Origin of the sequence: Methanospirillum hungatei (assembly GCF_020216685.1) — an archaeon.
Taxonomy (GTDB): Archaea; Halobacteriota; Methanomicrobia; order Methanomicrobiales; family Methanospirillaceae; genus Methanospirillum; species Methanospirillum hungatei_B.
On record NZ_JAIWNS010000116.1, the window covers coordinates 1 to 17,701 of the forward strand.

The following is a 17,701-nucleotide window of genomic DNA, read 5'->3' on the forward strand; positions in this document are numbered from 1 at the left end:
GGGATGCGTATTCTCACAGGAGAGCGCAGCGAACTTTTCCACAAGATCTGATGCGATGCTGAATGCATAATCCGGATCCCCTCTGACACACAGAGATATCGCAGCATTTCCTCGTGTTTTATAGGGGATGGTCGGGTTGAGTCTGACCAGTCTGGAAGAAAATACCTTCATTCCGGACTTTTCAAGAAGAGTGGCCAGCACTGCTCCAAGCCAGGTCGTACACATGCCATCCGGAGCATCCGTATCATCAAGGCCTATTAAAAACCGGGTATTCGTCATCAGCTTTTCATCCGTATATTCATGCAAATCTCATGCAAATCAGGGAGCATCCAGATTATCTGCGAATTATGAATCTGCGCACCACATTCCTTATGTACAGGAATTATACAAGTACCTTCTACGGTACATGTCCCAGGATCGTCTGCTCCGTAATGTCATCAGTGTGATGATCATGGCAGGATATGAAGTATCCGAAGTTTTCGCAATGAGACCGAAGAGTTTTGATATCATTGCAGGAAATGGTGAACGGATAGTAGTCCTGAAAGTCATCTCACATATCGATAGCATAAGCGAAGAGAATGCACGGGATCTTGACAGAATCGCCCGTAATCTGGACGGGACACCTCTTATCGTCGGCGAACGGGCCCGTGATGCTGAACTTGAACGTGGCGCAGTATATGTCAGGTACGGAATATTCGCGATAAATTACCCGACTCTGCACGATTATTTTGTAGAAGACTCTCCCCCGCTCATTTATGCATCACCCGGCGGTCTGTATGTGAATATCAGCGGGGAACGGCTGCGAGAACTTCGTGAGACGAGAAGCCTCTCCCTCGGAGACCTGGGTCAGATTCTTGGCGTTTCCAGACGGACGGTAGCGAAATATGAAGCAGGGATGGGGACAACGATTGAGATCGCGCTCCGTATTGAAGAGACGTTTGACTCAGGGGTAGTCGAGCCGATCGACCTCATTCAGTCCAAATCCCAGTTTAAAAAACCTGAAATCCCGGAGGTTCCGGAGGAGATCCCGATTCAGGCTGCCATAGAAGAGATGGGGATGCATGTCCAGCTCATGCATCATGCACCATTTCAGGCCCTTGTCAGGTATGATTCACATACCATCCTCACCGGATATGGATCAGCACAAAAAGTCGCACGACGTGCCGGGATCATTGGCAACATTTCCCAGGTGACGCGGACACATGCCATGTGTGTGATGACCGATGATCACAGGCAGCGCAGAATAGGCCGTACCCTGATGATTGGTGAGGACTCTCTTCTTTCCCTTGATGAGCCTGATGACCTCATCAATCTGATCCTAAACTGATATTTTTATATAGAACCACTAAACAACCTTATCCTACAACGTGGTGATATTTTATGGCTACACAACTTGGAGGACAGCCAATTCTCATCCTTAAAGAAGGAAGTTCCCGTACCCGCGGGCGCGATGCACAGGGCATGAACATCGCCGCAGCAAAGGCCGTTGCCAATGCAGTCCGGACCACTCTCGGACCAAAGGGCATGGATAAGATGCTGGTCGATACCATCGGTGATGTCGTCATTACCAATGATGGAGTAACCATTCTCAAAGAGATGGACATCGAACACCCTGCTGCAAAGATGATGGTGGAGATCGCAAAGACCCAGGATGATGAGGTCGGCGATGGAACCACCACTGCAGTAGTTATCGCAGGAGAACTCCTGAAACGCTCAGAAGAACTCCTTGAACAGGATGTTCACCCAACGGTTATCGCCCATGGATACCGGATGGCAGCTGAGAAGGCACAGGAACTTCTCAAGAAGATTGCGATTGATGTCAAGCCGAGAGATACGAAGATACTCAAGAAAATAGCCGAGACCGCAATGACCGGAAAGGGCGCAGAAGCAGCAAAAGAGAAATTCTGTGACCTTGTCGTCCAGGCAGTCACCATGGTTGCCGATGATGATGGAACGGTTGACACTGAAAATATCAAGATTGAGAAGAAAGTCGGTGGTTCAATCGAAGATTCAGAGATCGTCCTCGGAATGGTCATTGATAAGGAACGTGTCCACCCCGGCATGCCAGAGAAGGTCACCAAGGCAAAAATTATGCTCCTGAACGCTGCAGTCGAGTTCAAGAAGACTGAAGTTGACGCAGAGATCAGCATCACCAGCCCTGACCAGCTCCAGGCATTCCTTGATGAAGAAGAGCGCATGATCAAGTCCATCACCGACAAGATCATCAAGAGCGGTGCAAAAGTTCTCTTCTGTCAGAAAGGAATTGATGACATTGCCCAGCACTACCTTGCAAAAGCAGGTATCCTTGCAGTCCGCCGTGTCAAGAAGTCTGACATGGAGAAACTCAACCGTGCAACCGGTGCATCCATCATCTCCAGTATTGATGCAATCCAGGGATCTGAACTCGGATATGCAGGCTTGGTCGAGGAACGCAAGATCTCAGGCGAAGAGATGATCTTTGTCGAGGAATGCAAGAACCCCAAGGCGGTCTCCATCATCATTCACGGTGGAACTGAGCATGTCGTTGCAGAACTTGACCGTGCCTTCGAAGATGCCATCCGTGTCGTCGGTGTCGTTCTTGAGGACAAGAAGTGTGTAGCCGGTGGCGGAGCTCCGGAGACTGAACTCTCATTACGTCTTCGCGAGTATGCAGCAAGTGTCGGTGGCCGTGCACAGCTCGCCATCGAAGCATTTGCAGCAGCCCTTGAGATCATCCCCCGCACTCTTGCAGAGAATGCCGGACTTGACCCGATTGACATGCTTGTCGAGCTTCGTGCAGCACATGAGAAGGGTCAGAAGACAGTCGGTCTGAATGTATTCGATGCAAAGCCATCCGACATGTACAAGGAAGGCGTAGTAGAGCCGCTCCGTGTCAAGACTCAGGCAATTGCAAGTGCAGCAGAAGCAGCAGTAATGATCCTGCGGATTGATGACATCATCGCTTCAGCAAAATCAGCAGCACCAGACATGCCACCAGGCGGAATGGGAGGCATGGGCGGCGGCGGTATGGGTGGAATGGGCGATATGGGCATGGGTATGTAAATACCCCCATACCAACAAAACACTCATAAAAAGAATAAAAAAATTACTCATGAAGGGATGACGAGGCTTCTGTCGTCCCGGTCAGAATTTTTTTCACATCTACCCAGATAATCAGTCTTTTCTGTGATTCATGTTCTTCTGAAGAACTTTCAGCCCTGATTCCTTCTTCTTCATCGAGTTTGATAATGCCCTGAATATAATCGGTCAGGTGCTCATCTACTCCCTTAATATTGGTATCGATGGAATTCTCATCAATAGTCAGGACACTATGCACCTCATCGACGATAACACCGACACTGGTATTTTCAAAGGCATCCGGGATGAGCACCATTATCTTCTGCTCTTCCCGCTGCTTAGCCGGTGTGATGCCAAGAAGATAATGCAGGTTTATGATGGTGGTTATCTCTCCCCGGAGGTTTAAGAGACCGGTGACATGAGAGGGAGCACGGGGTATTGGTGTTATTGGCAGCATCTCCACGATTTCACGTGCTATGCCGATATCCATGGCATATAATTCTCCCCCTAGCTCAAATTCCAAAATATCTACAACCATACCTGAAGATTGATCTATTCTTCAGGGGTTTGAACTTTTGGGAATGCACAATAATGACAATTTGTGAACCTGAAAATAGGATGCATGCTGGTGGTAATTAATCAGGGAATGTGTAAATGCAGGAGAATAACACCTGCCTGTGTGTGCTGAACCAAACCCCCCGGATATCTCATGCCTGATATGTTCACACAAGTTCCCTGACAATATTTCATTCTTTTTAGACAGATATATAAAACTTCGGTAATATTTTTGAAAAATACAGCCATGACATCGTATAATTGATCTTCCGTGATCACCTATGAAAAACCAAAAAAGGAGCACTATTAGACCCTAATTTACATTTAAATGATAAATTAAAATTTTTATGACAAAAGCATTCATTTCTGAATATATAAGAACCGTATTATAAGTATTTTATAGATGATTCCAAACCTGACAATTTCTCTGATAACTGATAATACGCGCAGAAAAACATAATAATTCAGATACGCATCATGACTCTTACGGCACCTGATTCATACCAATTGAAAAGTTCAAGAAGGAACACTTTTCATCTTCACAGAGAAAGGAGTATTATTCATAACTGATGGCAGGGGCTATCTCAAAAGGGATGGAATATGGCTGGAAATCCAATTAAGGTGTTATTTGTCGAAGACAATGAGGATCATGCCTTTCTTATTATCCATGAACTAAAAAAGGGCGGATATGATCCTACATTAAAACGAGTCGATACCATAGAAGATGTCAGGTCTTCTCTGGATTCAAATGAATGGGATGTTCTCCTCTGTGATTACAGTCTGCCCGGGTTCAATGGTGTGGATGTTATTGAGGAATATCGGAAAAGGAACCTTGATTATCCCTTCATTATTGTATCAGGTGAAATTGGTGAAGATACGGCAGTCACCCTGATGAAACGCGGAGCACATGATTATGTGTTCAAAGGCAATCTCTCTCCACTTGTTCCGGTCATCGAACGTGAGATCAGAGATGCTCAAAACCGTCAGAAACGACGGGAGATAGAGGAACTGCAACGTGCAGAGGCGATAAAATTCAGGGCTATGATCGACTCCTCATATGATGCCATCACCCTCTTTGATAACGATACCCTCATTGAGTGCAATGCAACAACCCCGAAGATATTCAGGGTCCCAGACTCACAATCAATACTGGGAGCCTCAATATACTCACTCGCCCCTGAAAACCAGGCAGATGGTTCATCATCGAGGATCTTTTTTAACAAGGCATTTACCGCTGCAAAACAGGGCATCCCCCAGGATCTTGAATGCATCCTGAACCGGTTTGATGGTACATCCTTTGATGTCGAACTCACCCTTACGTTACTTACCCTTCCTGAAGGCCCAAGAATCCAGGCCACCTTCCGTGATATCAGCGAACGGAAAAAGGCAGAGCGTGAGATGCAGGAGCAGATGGAGACCATCAAAGAACTCCAGCAGCAGGAGATGACCATGATCAATCAGAACCCGCTCCCCCTTCTGCTCATGGACCTGCAACTGCACATCCTGAAGGTGAACGCATCCTTCATTGAGATGAGCGGGTACACCGAGCAGCAGCTCCTCTCCATGCGTGCCAATGATTTCAAAGTCCTTGAAAAAACCGGTCAGGGTCTTCGTGATGCATTGAAAACAAAAAAAGCAGTAACAGGGCAACTCGTCGTGGAATTTCCGGCAGGTATTCACCATATTGAGCAGGATATCATCCCGCTTCTTGACAAGCACCACGAAGTTGTCAGCATCATGTCCACATACAAGGACAAGACAAACGAGATCAAAAAGGAGCAGGAGATCCAGCGTATGATAAAGGAGGCGGAAGAACATGCCAGCCTCCTTGATCTTGCTGCAAAAGATATCGGTGAAGCGTTTGCCCTTGTTTCAAAGGGAGACATGACCACTGAAATAGTAAAACGTGAGAATGACCCGCTCATTGCCGTAAAAGAGAACGCAAATAAGACCATAGCAGCACTTCGAAAGGCGTTGCAGGAGGTCAGCAGAGTCTCAACCAGTGTCTCGGAGAACATGGGGGAGATCAGTAAAGGATCATCTGACATCGCGAGAGCCACTCAGGCAGTTGCCAAAACCACCATGGAGTCTTCAGAAATCGGGAAGAACCTCATCTCCCACATGGAAGATATCACCAACAAGATCTCAAACCTCTCCGCCTCAAATGAAGAGATAACCAGTACCAGCCAGGAGGTTCTCCGTCATGCCAGAGATGTCGCAACACGGGGGAATGAGGCACAGACCCTTGGTAATGAAGCAAACAACAAGATGAGCCTTGTGATGAAGATAGCGCAGGAGAGTGTTGAGGATATTGATGAACTCAACTCACAGATTCGGGAGATCAATAAGATCGTCAAGATGATCAATGACATTGCCGGACAGATCAATCTGCTTGCCCTGAATGCTGCAATCGAAGCTGCACGGGCAGGAGATGCCGGAAGAGGGTTTGCAGTTGTTGCCGGTGAAGTCAAGAACCTGGCCGCTGATGCACGGAAAGCAACCGACCATATCGGCGATGTCATTACCGCCATTCAGCGGAGCAGTGAGAAGACATCAACGGCTATCCGCTCTTCCCACTCAGAGATTGCTGTCGGCGTGGAGAGTGTGAACAAGACCATCGAGTCACTCAATATTATGGTCAGCGGGGCATCAGAAGTGACCAGAGACATGGGAGAGATTGTCAGGGCGATAGAAGACCAGGCAAATATTGCCACAGCCATCGTTAACACTGCACAGGAAGGGATCAGTCTGACAAGTGAAAACCTTACTCAGATAGAAGAACTCTCTGCCCTTGCAGAATCGGTCAGTGCCTCAGTCCAGGAGATCAACAGTGCAATTATTGAAGTTGAAGGACTCTCCGGAGAACTCCGGACCCAGATTCAGGCCTTTAAAATATAATTAAAAAAAGTTCTGGGTGGCATAATAATATTCACCATCAAATGCCACCCCGATTCCTATTTTTTCGTGAGCGGGGAGGAGAAGTGCCTCTTTATGCGGCGGGCTGTCCATGAAGGATTCAATGGCCACCTGTGCAATCTCATAGGGATCATCATTTCTGATCTCTCCAAACCCGTACACATTCTTTTCAACCGGAATTTTCACAATATTCTCTCCGATTCCGTAAAACGATGTCCCATCCGGCAGAGTCCTGGACTGATCATAATGATGGCGATCTGCACGATCGGCAGGGTCCTCACCGTCCGGATTGGTATGATCAAAAAAGCCCCGCTGAGCCATATCTTTGCTGTGCTCAAGGGCGATCACATCCAGAGCGGTGTCACGGGTAAGTGATGGCAGGTCCCGGAGGGCACGTTCATCATTTGAGAGATCAAGAATGATCTCTGCAATCTTTTCATTGAACCATTCCTGCGGCCGGGTGTATGTCTTCCCGATAGTAACGGTCCCCTGTGATATGACATCATTTTCAGGACGGGGATCAGGAGTAAGGGAAAAACCCGGTCCTAGAATTGCACCTGCGATATACTCCCCCGGAGGAATGGTATCTGGCACTGTTGCCAGGAGTTCACGATGGGCAGTCTCTCCAGGCCTGAGGAATGAGAATTGCACCGAACCCAACTCATAATCAGCCGGTGTAATCTCCTCATCAGGAGAGAGATAAAAAGTCACTTTTCTGCTCATCGAGATCATCTGACCATAATTGACTGCGGTCACACTTCCAAAAACGGGAGAGCCTGGAGCAGCAGAGGGCTGAACATCGATTGAAAGCAGTCCGAGATCTGCTGCTTTTTCTTCTCCTGCCACAAAACACGGAATCGTAAGAAGCAGAACACAGATGAGGAAAAGACGAAATCTCAGAATGAAATCACCCATAAAAACCTGAAGAGTTTGCTAAAATATTGTCTGATCTCACCATCATTAGAGTTTCTGGTCTCTTAAAACCGAAACCACCGCATCATCACAATAGCATCTTCAGTGTCGGCATAATACCCGCAGATCTGAAATACCGGTTCATACCCGAGTTTTGTATAAAACTGGATGGCAGAAATGTTTGAGACTCTGACTTCGAGCTGCATGGCTGTTGCTTTCTGAATCATTGCAGCCTGCTCAGCTCTCTTGACCAAGGTCTTGCCAATACCCCTGTTTCTCATATCAGGACTGACAGCAAGACTACAGATATGCCCATACCGCTCCTCACCGGTGTCCTCAACACCACATATAATATATCCACAAATTGAGCCTTCCGATTCGGCAATGAAAACCGTATCTGAAAAGGTCGTGATGGCCTCCTCAAGTGTCTCACGCGCCCAGGGATCTGGAAAAGAACTCCGTTCTATCCCCTGTACTGCTGTAATATCCGCCAAAGCCATCTTTCGTATCCGGAGACCTCTTTCCTGCATCAAAGCCTGTACTTATCTGTCAGTGTTATCATATAGAAACAGGGGAATATAGGTAAGAACACCTGGTGTCTTATGGTTCATGTATATCCATTTCAAGCAGTGCGGCCTGCTCCTGGAAAGGCAGAAGAGATTGCTGCCGTCCCGTATGACGTCGTGAGTGCAGAAGAAGCACGGGAGATCATTGAGAAGAATCCACTCAGTTTTCTGCGGATAAGCAGGGCCGATGCACTGCTCCCTGACAAAGACCCGTATTCAGCCGATGTATACAAACTCTCACGGGATATATTTGATGAATACCAAAATTCCGGCCTGTTTCTCCAGGATGAGACGGCTGCAATGTATGTATACCGGGTTCATGACGCCGACAGAACATATACCGGCATTGCCTGCTGTGCTGATACCAGGGAGTATGAAAGCGGTGAGATCCGACGGCATGAACTGACCAGATATGACAAGGAGGAAGACCGGACCAGGCATATCGATGCCATGAATGCCAACACCGGCCCGGTAGTCCTCCTTCACGGCTCCCATGCAGAGATAAAAGCCATCCTGAAGAAATCGACCGAAAACCGTGAACCGGACATGGTGGCACATGCTGCCAACGGGAGTGTCCATGAAATCTTTGCCATACGGGATGAAGCCGTGATTACCCGGCTGCATGAGATCTTTGTCTCCATCCCGGCACTCTATATTGCTGACGGGCATCACCGGTGTAAATCAGCAGTCAATGTTGTTGAGAAGAGATCAAAGGGCGGAGTGAAGGTCCCTGAAGAGACCCATCACGTCTTGTCTGTTGTCTTTGCCGAGGATGAAGTAAAAGTTCATGGGTACAGCAGACTGCTTACTGACCTTGCACCCCTGACTCCGGACAGTTTTCTGAAAAAAATATCAGATATTGCACATGTCACCCCCTATGGTGATGCAGACCGGTCCCAGTTCACCCTGACACCAAAGATTGGCGGAGAAGGCGATCATGTATTCCACCTGTACCTCAAGGGAAAATGGTATGAATGTGTCATCCCCCGCAACCCGAAGATTACCGATATCAGGGCGCTGGATGTGAGTGTGCTTCAGGAACAGATCCTGATCCCGTTTCTTGGCATCACGGATCCGAGAGGGGATCCCCGGCTCCAGTACTTGGGTGGGGCCCGTCCGGTTCGTGACCTGATGATAAAAGTAGACAGTGGTGAGTATGCAGCGGCAATCGCCATGCAACCGGTCGATGTGAGAACCGTCTTTACTATCGCCGATGCTGGTGGAATTATGCCACCAAAATCGACATGGTTTGAACCAAAACTCCTAAGCGGACTTCTTATCCACGTACTTGAATAAAAAATTTTTAAAAATTCAATTTTTCTCATAGTTCCGCTGCCTTGATGGTATAGGCGGTTGGTGGAACCGGAATCGTGACATTCAGGTCATCCGGAGCTTTGACATCGGTTGCAGATGCGATAAATCCATCATATTCTGAGGGTTTAATCCCTGCAATTACCATATCCTGTCCGGTATATGACCGTGCAGTCAGATGATAATTCCCACTGCCCCGTTTTCCATATATCTTTACATAGTAGAGTTTCTCCTCATCCGGATGTGAAATCCCAACATATGCATTGCTTCCAAGTCCGATATCGGCAGCGATAGCAACACAGGGTTTGTATTTCGGATTGCATGCTTCATAGACATACAGATCAAGATCCGGGCCACAGTTCCTGGTCACGAACATATCAACATCAGATTTGCTCTGCATCAGGGGAGCACTCTCATCACAGGGGCCGGATAGCACCCATTCCACAAATGAACGGTTCCCGGTGAGCCGGTATGCAAATGTCTTTGACTCACCGGAGTTTAAAAAGCCGGTCTGCAGGTTATCCCTGTACACCATGGGCGGAGCACAATCAGCCATATTATAGCAGGGCCCGCCATAACAGGAGGTCGTTATCGGACATTCCTTATCAATCGTCAATGTATATTCTGCAAATCCTTTCAAAGATTCAACAACGACAAACCACTCCCCGGACTCAAGATGAATCTTCTGTGATGATGCAGGTGATAAGGTACTCACATCTGCATTCCTGGTCACATGAATCGCGGAAGGTACCCAGGTACTTGAGGCCTTTTTGGCATACATGGAAAATTCACTCCCCTGGTCTCCGGATAGCATGAGCGTTGCGGTGCAGGGAACATTGAGGGTATACATCTTATTCTGTCCTGCATACAGGGCATTGGAAAATGATTCGGATGACGCCCCACTAACCAGACAAGGCAGAGAGATTAAGGCAAAAACGAAAAGTATAATGTACCAATTTTTCTGATATTTCATACGTGACCCATCCAGCTCTTCCTGTGTGATCTTGAGCATGATGGTAATGAATCTTACCAATTAAAGATCAGAAAAAAGGAGATTTATTGATCTGAAACCGGCACAAATTCAGCCGTGGGAGCCTGAACTGACGAAGATACTGCAGTATCTAATCCGGATCCGCTCCCGGCACTCGAATATGCAACGGTAGATGATGTTGCAACAACCGGTGCTGATGCGACAATAATCGGCGTGTCTCCAAAGCACTTGTAACTGTTCATCCGTAAATTATAGGTTCCACTACCGCTGCGTGCATATACCATCACATAGTAGGTTGAACCACGTTGCGGGTTTGCGATAGACACATAGGCATTCGGACCGTTTGCGTAGTAATTGGTATTGCAGTACGAGTACTGTGGATTACAGTCCTTAAACACATAAATGTCAAAGTTCGGGTTAAATCCGCTACCGCTGAAGACCTGTCCGGCCATGGAAGAGACGATGATCGGGGTCGGGCCACTGCCTGATCCGGTCAGGATCCATTCGATCTGCGACCGTCCATCGGTCGGGATGTAGTATCCATAGACTGCTGCCTGTCCTGGATAAAGGAATCCTGAACGGTCAACGGTCTTATAGGGACTGCAGGGCCCTGGAACCGGTACTGGCGGGGATGGCGGGATGGGTCCTGGCGGGAAGCAGTTGCTGTCTGCTGTCACATATGCTGTACCACTGCCAGACCGTGCATATACCACAACGCACCAGAGTCCCTGATCAAGGTATACGGTTGCACTACCACCAAGGCCGCTGCTGTAGGCATACGTGTCATAATGACTCATAATGTAATTATTCGACGGGCAGGTCCCGGGAGAACCATAGTTCTTCATCGCATAAATGTCAAATGCTGCACCATAGGGTGACTGAACCGTTATCTGGGTTCCACAATATCCGGATACCCCGACCTCATGCATTGCTGCAGAGCCCTGCCAGAGCCGGTATGACTTTGGAAAGTCAGTCGTATATGCACTGGCAGATGATACAATCAGGGCACATGCGATGAGTATCAGAAGGGCTGCTCCGGTATACCAAAATTTTTTCATACGAATACACTCCTCAAGGTAGATACCTTGCTTTCTTTTCTACTATCGTACAGGATATGATAATCCTTTTGAGTTGAGAGATGTTCCGACAATTCCGGAACAAAAAAAGAATTCCGGAAGTTAATCCAGATCTATCATTCTGAAATTACAATCTCTGCTGAAGGTGCTGATACTTCTGAACCTGAACCGGTGTCATCTGATGCTGCAGAGGCGGTAGACATGGTTGCATCCATTCCTGCAGATGCCACGATGATTGGTGTTGTGCCACCACACTTGTAGCTGTTCATCTTCAGGTTATAGGTTCCACTGCCACTGCGGGCATAGACCATCACATAGTAGGTTGAGCCACTGGAGGGTGGAGCGACCGATACATAGGCGTTCGGGCCATAGGAGTAGTACCGGGTATTACAGTATGAGTTCTGTGGGTTACAGTCCTTGAAGACATACAGGTCAAAGGTGCTGCCTCCATAGGAACTGCTCTCTACAGACTGCCCTGCAGATGCCACGATGATCGGGGTACTGCCACCGCCTGAAGAGGTCATGGACCACTCGATCTTGGATCTTCCATCAGTCGGGATATAATATCCATACACTGCTGCCTGACCCTGGTTTAAGAATCCAGTTCTGGTATCTGACTTATAGACACCACAGGGTGTGGGGTAAGGAGTCGGATACGGGGTCGGGTAGGGACAGTTTGAGGTCACCCGCAGCGAATAGGACCCACTGCCGGAGAAACCGTACACAACCAGACACCAGGTTCCTGCCTCAAGGGTCATGGTTGCAGTCCCGCTGTATCCATAGGCAACCTTGTCATAGTTATACAGGATCGAATTTGGAGAGGGACAGGAGCCATATCCCCACTTCTTCTTTGCGTAGAGATCAAACCGGGCACCATAGCTGGAGACCACGGTTGCCGTTCCCGGGCAGTTTAAGGTGACTTCGTATACCTGTGACGTCTGACCCTGCCAGAGTGAGGCCTGCTGTTCACTTAGAACGCTCATTTCTTCCGCTGAGGCTGGTACTGCCACCAGAGCACATACGATAAGCATCAGACAGGTGATGCCAATTTTCCAGAAGGTTCTCATCATTCCACTCCTCAAGGCGTATTGCCTTGTGATGAAACATACTCTCATATGTGACCTTATAAGGCTTGTTGTCAGGAAATATCCGGAGTACAGTGTTTTTTACAAAAAGGAAAATGCCCTATGAATGCTTCCCTTACAGGCGCCAGAGAGATGAATTCTGAAAATCGGAAAAAACGGGTTACCGGGGGATGACATACTCACCGGTGTAGAGTGAGACCACGCCACCGATTACAATCACCGCTGGAGGCCTGACCTTTCGTTCCTGCGCACGTTCAGCGATTGTTTCAAGGGTTCCAATGGTCTCACGCTGATCGGGCCGAAGCCCGCGCTCAATCACGGCAACCGGTGTAGCGGCGTCCATCCCGTGATCCACCAGGAATGTCGCTATCTTTCCCAGGTTTTTCACACCCATCAGGATAACAATAGTGCCCCGTGATCTGGCAAGCCAGTCCCAGTCGATTGCTGACTCTTCTTTTGTCGGATCCTCATTGCCGGTCAGGATGGTAACCTGTGATGCAAATTTCCGGTGCGTTACCGGGATTCCAACCGATGCAGGAACGGCAATGGCACTTGTCACTCCGGGAACAACCTCCACCGAAATATTATGCGCTCTTAAGGTCTCCAGTTCCTCACCGCCCCGTCCGAACAGGAATGGATCTCCTCCTTTCAATCTGACGACACTCCGGCCCTGCTCTGCGTAGGAGACCATGAGCTGCTCTATCTCATCCTGCTCACGGGTGTGGTGATCCCCGTACTTGCCGACATCTATCTTCTCAGCATGGGCCGGAAGGCTTGCCAGAATCTCTTCACCAGGGAGCTGGTCATAGAGGATGACCTCAGCCATGTCAAGAACTTCCCGTGCCCGCTTCGTCATAAGGCTCAGTCCACCCGGACCTGATCCTACCAGATATACTGTTCCTTTCTTATCCATGTGTAATTCCCAGCCGCTCGTATGCTTCCCTGATCAGATCTCCAGCCTTCTCTCTGACTTCAAGACCGAACCGGCCTGCATCGTCTCTATCTGAAACCAGTCGTTCAAGCCTATAGTTGCGGTCACCTTCAAGTGAGAGAACTTCTGCAATCATCACCCGATCCTTGCAATAGATCCCAAGCGGGGTGAAGCATCCGCCCCCGATCATCTCCATCACCCGACGTTCAAGCATGGTATCCATCCTGGTTCCGGGGTCATCAATCTTCGATACAATATCGGTAACATCCGGATCCGTTCGTGATACCACCGCAATAGTCCCCTGGTTTGGAGAGGGAACATGCACACGGGGATCCAATTGGTATCCGTCGAGGTTCATGGACAGGCGTTCAAGACCGGCCTTTGCAAGCATGATGGCATCATACTCACCACGCTGCAGTTTGGAGAGCCGGGTATTGACATTCCCACGGAGTGGTTTGATCTCAGCCCAGGGCAGATGCCGACGACACTGAGCAGTCCGCCGGGTACTGGATGTGCCGATGGTAGTTATTTCATCCAGCCCCTGATCAGTGACGATATAATCACATGGAGAGTCTCTGGCAAGAATGGCGGAAGTTACCAGACCGGATGGCCGCTCTGCAGGGATGTCTTTCATCGAGTGAACGGCAAGATCAATCTTATTCTGCTCCAGTGCATCGTCAAGTGCCCGGACAAATACCCCCTGCCCGCCGATCTCATGCAGGGGAACTCCGGTCTGTTCATCCCCGGCGGTAGAGATGAATACCAGCTCCGTCTCCACTCCGAGATCTTCAAGCAGGGTGCATACCTTAACCGCCTGGGCTTTGGCAAGTTGTGATGCCCTGGTTCCTACGCGGAGAGGCATGATGCATACGCCGAAGAGAGGTATTCAACATCTGAATCAGAATGAGCAGCCGACAGGAAATTTGTCTCAAACTGTGACGGGGGTAAAAATATCCCCTTTTCCAGCATCTTCTCCCAGAATGCCCGGAATTTTGTGGTATCTGACTCTTTTGCCTGAGCATAATTTTCAGGAGCCGATGTGCGGAAGAAGAACTTGAACATGGACCCGAGTTTCACAAACGAGCCACCTTTCCCCTGGCATGACTCTCCGATCACCGTCGTCGCTTTATCGAGGAGCGAATACATCTCCTTTCGTGCATGAATCTCCCTGAGTGCGGCAACACCTGCAGCAAGACTGAGTGGGTTACCGGAGAAGGTTCCTGCCTGGTACACCGGCCCGGCAGGTGCGATATGTTCCATGATCTTCCTATTCCCGCCAAATGCTGAGAGGGGGAGTCCTCCGCCTATTATCTTACCAAGCGTGGTGATATCCGGCATAACCCCGAAGAGCTTTTGTGCTCCGCCAATCCCCACCCGGTATCCGGTAATGACCTCGTCAAAGATGAGCAGGATATCATGTTCAGCGGTTATCTTCCGGACCTCCTGCAGGTATCCAGGCTTTGGAAGGACCGGGCCGATATTTCCCATCACCGGCTCCAGGATCATGGCTGCTACCTCCTCACCACTTTTTTCTACCAGAGAGACAAGAGACTCGGTGTCATTGTACGGAACCTGCCTTGTGTGCCGAACGATATCTGACAACACTCCTGCAGAGTCAGGCTGGCCAAGGGTGGTGCATCCAGACCCTGCCTGCACAAGGACCCCGTCATGAGCTCCGTGAAATCCGCCTTCTGTCTTGATGATGTCACTCTTTCCCGTATATCCCCGTGCAAGCCTGATTGCTGCCATGGTCGCTTCTGAACCGGTGGTAACAAACCTGACCATCTCAATGGACGGATGGTCGGCGATAAGGATCTGTGCCAGATCAATCTCTGCCGGAGTAGGGGTGCCATACAGCCAGCCGTCATCCAGTGCAGCAACGATTGCATCTCCCACCGGTTTACAGGCATGACCCAGAATGAGCGGCCCGTATGCCCCACAACAGTCGATCAGTTCGATCCCGTCTGCAGTATATATCCGGGAGCCGGATCCCCGCACAGTATAAAAAGGGTATGGCTGTATTGCCCGAACCGGACTTGAAACACCACCAGGCATCAGCTCCCTGGCAGTGGTATAATATTCCCTGCTCTTTTCACAATTATTCATCAAGCCACCTGCATACATCTTCAGCAAAATAGGTTATGATAAGGTCTGCACCCGCCCGCTTGAGTGAGACCAGACTTTCCATGACGACACGCCGTTCATCAAGCCAGCCCTTCTCTGCTGCAGCCCGGATCATAGAGTATTCCCCTGATACCTGGTATGCTGCTACCGGAAGGCCGAGTTGTTTAATGTCAGTGATGATATCTCCAAACCATCCGGCGGGTTTGACCATCAAAATGTCTGCCCCTTCTGCTGCATCCTGCTCAGACTCGCGGTACGCTTCCCGGCGGTTTGAGACCGGGGCCTGGTACCCGGTCCGATCTCCGAACGAAAAACCAGAGCCCGCCGCTTCACGGAACGGGCCATAGAGTGCGGAGGCAAATTTTGAGGAGTATGACATGATGAGGACTTCCTGATGCCCATAATCATCAAGAGCCTCCCGGATGGCAGCAACCATGCCGTCCAGCATACAGGAGGGAGCAACAATATCTGCACCCGCTTCTGCCTGTGAGACTGCTATCCGCTGCATCATCTCAAGCGATGCATCATTCAGCAAATTTGGCCCGTCACAGCATTCACCCACATAGCCGCAATGCCCATGGTCAGTATATTCACAGGCACACAGGTCGGTGATGATGACCATGTCTGGACAGGTCTTTTTCATCGCCCGGGTCACCTGCTGAATGACCCCCTCCGGTGCATATGCTCCAGACGCTTCAGCATCCTTGACAGACGGGATACCAAACAGGAGAACGGCACGGATACCGGCAGTCCTCATCCGGGTTACGACCTCTGCAGCCATAGAAACCGGCCAGCGGTTTTGTCCGGGCATTGCCAGTATCGGAACCGGTTCTGCTATGTTCTCATCAAAAAAGAGCGGTGCAATCAGGTCATCTTTCCCAATATGGGTCTCTGCAAGCAGCGGGATAATCTTTCGTCTGCGAAGTCTTCTCAATCGTTTGTGCGGGAACATATGTTCTCTCCTCTGGTAATGGCACCGACCAGGTCCTCTGCAATCTTCATCTCTCCCCGTTCAGCACAGGTCCGGATGGTAAGGGTAACGTCGGTGAGTAGTTTTCTGGTCAGCACCCTGGTCAGATCATCGGTCACATCGCGGACCCGGTCATCACATCCTGACAACCTGCTGAGAGCCCGATCCCGCTCCCTGATCCGTATCTGCTCAGCCCAGCTGTGCAACGTTGCCAGGAGTTCATCTGCTGCCTTCCGGTTAAAGAGTCGGATAAACTGAACCAGTTCCTGGTCAAGAAACTCCCGAACCTTCTCTGCAGCCTCTTTCCTGAACTGTGTGGTGTCATCATTGACTTTCCGGAGGTCATCTATGGTATACAGACAGACGCCGGGGATCTTCCCCACATCCTCTTCAACATCCCGTGGCTGGGCAATATCAACGATGATAAGCGGACGCCGGGAATTATCAAGTGGCCATGACCGGCCTTTCAATGCTTCCATCACTTCATGTACCCGGATCACCGGATGGGGAGCGGCGGTGCAACAGATGATGACATCAGACATGGTCAGATACCGGTAGAGATCTGCCATCGGAACAGCGGTCCCGTGAACCTTCTCAGCAAGACACTGGGCCCGGTCAAATGTCCGGTTGGCTACATAAATTGCAGACAACTGTTTTGCAGCAAGTGCCTGGGTGACTAAAACCCCCATCTCTCCGGTCCCCAGGACAAGGATGTGCCGACCTGCCAGAGAACCCAGTTGCTCTTCAGCCAGGAGAACTGCCGCAGAACCGATAGATACTGCACCCCGGTTAATGCCACTGATTCTCCGGGCCTCGGAGCCGGCGTGGATTGCCTTGTTAATACAGAGGGTGATCAGAGGATCAGCAACCGACATCGATTCAGACAGGCTCAGGGATTTTCTAAGCTGTCCCAGGATCTGGTCCTCACCGATGACCATCGAGTCAAGGCCAGCCGCAAGATCGAGAAGATGGGACAAGGCATCTGCATCCTTCCACATCTGCCACCCGGCCCTTCCTTCACTCTCCAGAAACTTTCCAAGGAGATCTGCATTCCCATGTACCATGATCTCAATCCGGTTACAGGTCTGTAGCAGGATAACCCCCTTAAACCAGTCACTTGCACGGGTAAGGAAAGCCTCTTCATCAGGAAACCGGACCGATTCCATATCTGCCACCGATGCAGTATGATGGGATATTCCTGCAATGG

The 17,701-nt window shown here is 49.6% G+C and carries 15 protein-coding genes and 1 pseudogene; 4 read left to right on the top strand and 12 right to left on the bottom strand.

Translation table 11 applies throughout. The annotated features are described in order from the left end of the window. Positions 1-279: pseudogene (locus LDL35_RS07200) on the bottom strand (tRNA(Ile2) 2-agmatinylcytidine synthetase); the annotation flags it as partial. A 127-nt stretch (positions 280-406) separates the two neighbouring features. Between LDL35_RS07200 and LDL35_RS07205 the strand changes: the two are divergent. After that, positions 407-1,327, top strand: a complete 921-nt coding sequence (locus LDL35_RS07205; protein WP_304020981.1) for a transcriptional regulator — start codon at positions 407-409, stop codon at positions 1,325-1,327. A 53-nt stretch (positions 1,328-1,380) separates the two neighbouring features. Beyond that, positions 1,381-3,042 carry a thermosome subunit alpha gene (gene thsA / locus LDL35_RS07210; RefSeq protein WP_304020988.1) on the top strand — a complete coding sequence of 554 codons (1,662 nt, stop codon included), beginning with the start codon at positions 1,381-1,383 and terminating at the stop codon, positions 3,040-3,042. Between the two features lie 43 nt (positions 3,043-3,085). On the opposite strand, the gene LDL35_RS07215 is transcribed toward thsA, so the two are convergent. Then, complete coding sequence (locus LDL35_RS07215) at positions 3,086-3,595, bottom strand: chemotaxis protein CheW (RefSeq protein WP_304020990.1); 510 nt, start codon at positions 3,593-3,595, stop codon at positions 3,086-3,088. Positions 3,596-4,212: 617 nt separating this feature from the next. Between LDL35_RS07215 and LDL35_RS07220 the strand changes: the two genes are divergently transcribed. Further along, entirely contained in the window at positions 4,213-6,510 is a 2,298-nt protein-coding gene (locus LDL35_RS07220) for a methyl-accepting chemotaxis protein (protein ID WP_304020992.1), read from the top strand. Here the strand turns inward: LDL35_RS07220 and LDL35_RS07225 are convergent, their stop codons facing one another. Continuing rightward, complete coding sequence (locus LDL35_RS07225) at positions 6,511-7,443, bottom strand: CAP domain-containing protein (RefSeq protein WP_304020994.1); 933 nt, start codon at positions 7,441-7,443, stop codon at positions 6,511-6,513. A 62-nt stretch (positions 7,444-7,505) separates the two neighbouring features. Beyond that, positions 7,506-7,970 carry a ribosomal protein S18-alanine N-acetyltransferase gene (gene rimI, locus LDL35_RS07230; RefSeq protein WP_304020995.1) on the bottom strand — a complete coding sequence of 155 codons (465 nt, stop codon included), beginning with the start codon at positions 7,968-7,970 and terminating at the stop codon, positions 7,506-7,508. A 72-nt stretch (positions 7,971-8,042) separates the two neighbouring features. On the opposite strand from rimI, the gene LDL35_RS07235 reads away from it, so the two are divergent. Further along, positions 8,043-9,302 (top strand): DUF1015 domain-containing protein, encoded by a 1,260-nt coding sequence (locus tag LDL35_RS07235; protein ID WP_304020998.1) that lies wholly within the window; start codon positions 8,043-8,045, stop codon positions 9,300-9,302. 25 nt (positions 9,303-9,327) lie between these two features. On the opposite strand, the gene LDL35_RS07240 is transcribed toward LDL35_RS07235, so the two are convergent. The 8 genes from LDL35_RS07240 to hemA form a co-directional block, all read right to left on the bottom strand. Beyond that, on the bottom strand, positions 9,328-10,167 hold the full coding sequence (locus LDL35_RS07240; RefSeq protein WP_304021001.1) for a hypothetical protein: 840 nt from the start codon (positions 10,165-10,167) through the stop codon (positions 9,328-9,330). Positions 10,168-10,373: 206 nt separating this feature from the next. Next, positions 10,374-11,366, bottom strand: a complete 993-nt coding sequence (locus LDL35_RS07245; protein ID WP_304021004.1) for a hypothetical protein — start codon at positions 11,364-11,366, stop codon at positions 10,374-10,376. Between the two features lie 134 nt (positions 11,367-11,500). Continuing rightward, complete coding sequence (locus LDL35_RS07250; protein ID WP_304021007.1) at positions 11,501-12,454, bottom strand: PPC domain-containing protein; 954 nt, start codon at positions 12,452-12,454, stop codon at positions 11,501-11,503. 175 nt (positions 12,455-12,629) lie between these two features. Then, the gene (cobA, locus tag LDL35_RS07255; RefSeq protein WP_304021009.1) at positions 12,630-13,382 is read right to left on the bottom strand and encodes a uroporphyrinogen-III C-methyltransferase; all 753 of its coding nucleotides are present in this window, start codon (positions 13,380-13,382) and stop codon (positions 12,630-12,632) included. After that, positions 13,375-14,262, bottom strand: coding sequence for a hydroxymethylbilane synthase (gene hemC / locus LDL35_RS07260; RefSeq protein WP_304021011.1), 888 nt, complete (start codon positions 14,260-14,262; stop codon positions 13,375-13,377). The genes cobA and hemC overlap by 8 nt, the downstream gene beginning before the upstream one ends. Then, positions 14,247-15,506: a glutamate-1-semialdehyde 2,1-aminomutase gene (hemL, locus tag LDL35_RS07265; RefSeq protein ID WP_304021013.1), complete on the bottom strand. Its 1,260-nt coding sequence runs from the start codon at positions 15,504-15,506 to the stop codon at positions 14,247-14,249. The genes hemC and hemL overlap by 16 nt, the downstream gene beginning before the upstream one ends. Next, complete coding sequence (hemB, locus tag LDL35_RS07270; protein ID WP_304021015.1) at positions 15,499-16,476, bottom strand: porphobilinogen synthase; 978 nt, start codon at positions 16,474-16,476, stop codon at positions 15,499-15,501. The genes hemL and hemB overlap by 8 nt, the downstream gene beginning before the upstream one ends. Then, positions 16,455-17,699, bottom strand: a complete 1,245-nt coding sequence (gene hemA, locus LDL35_RS07275) for a glutamyl-tRNA reductase (RefSeq protein ID WP_304021018.1) — start codon at positions 17,697-17,699, stop codon at positions 16,455-16,457. The genes hemB and hemA overlap by 22 nt, the downstream gene beginning before the upstream one ends. Between the last annotated feature and the right edge of the window lie 2 nt (positions 17,700-17,701).

What these genes read in the sequence shown, in the direction of transcription:
- LDL35_RS07245 (WP_304021004.1), bottom strand. Translation starts at nt 11,366, where the DNA reads ATGAAAAAATTTTGGTATACCGGAGCAGCCCTTCTGATACTCATCGCA.
- hemC (WP_304021011.1), bottom strand. Translation starts at nt 14,262, where the DNA reads ATGCCTCTCCGCGTAGGAACCAGGGCATCACAACTTGCCAAAGCCCAG.
- LDL35_RS07235 (WP_304020998.1), top strand. Translation starts at nt 8,043, where the DNA reads ATGGTTCATGTATATCCATTTCAAGCAGTGCGGCCTGCTCCTGGAAAG.
- LDL35_RS07240 (WP_304021001.1), bottom strand. Translation starts at nt 10,167, where the DNA reads ATGTATACCCTCAATGTTCCCTGCACCGCAACGCTCATGCTATCCGGA.
- LDL35_RS07205 (WP_304020981.1), top strand. Translation starts at nt 407, where the DNA reads ATGTCCCAGGATCGTCTGCTCCGTAATGTCATCAGTGTGATGATCATG.
- LDL35_RS07225 (WP_304020994.1), bottom strand. Translation starts at nt 7,443, where the DNA reads ATGGGTGATTTCATTCTGAGATTTCGTCTTTTCCTCATCTGTGTTCTG.
- cobA (WP_304021009.1), bottom strand. Translation starts at nt 13,382, where the DNA reads ATGGATAAGAAAGGAACAGTATATCTGGTAGGATCAGGTCCGGGTGGA.
- LDL35_RS07220 (WP_304020992.1), top strand. Translation starts at nt 4,213, where the DNA reads ATGGCTGGAAATCCAATTAAGGTGTTATTTGTCGAAGACAATGAGGAT.
- LDL35_RS07250 (WP_304021007.1), bottom strand. Translation starts at nt 12,454, where the DNA reads ATGATGAGAACCTTCTGGAAAATTGGCATCACCTGTCTGATGCTTATC.
- LDL35_RS07215 (WP_304020990.1), bottom strand. Translation starts at nt 3,595, where the DNA reads ATGGTTGTAGATATTTTGGAATTTGAGCTAGGGGGAGAATTATATGCC.
- hemL (WP_304021013.1), bottom strand. Translation starts at nt 15,506, where the DNA reads ATGAATAATTGTGAAAAGAGCAGGGAATATTATACCACTGCCAGGGAG.
- thsA (WP_304020988.1), top strand. Translation starts at nt 1,381, where the DNA reads ATGGCTACACAACTTGGAGGACAGCCAATTCTCATCCTTAAAGAAGGA.
- rimI (WP_304020995.1), bottom strand. Translation starts at nt 7,970, where the DNA reads ATGCAGGAAAGAGGTCTCCGGATACGAAAGATGGCTTTGGCGGATATT.
- hemB (WP_304021015.1), bottom strand. Translation starts at nt 16,476, where the DNA reads ATGTTCCCGCACAAACGATTGAGAAGACTTCGCAGACGAAAGATTATC.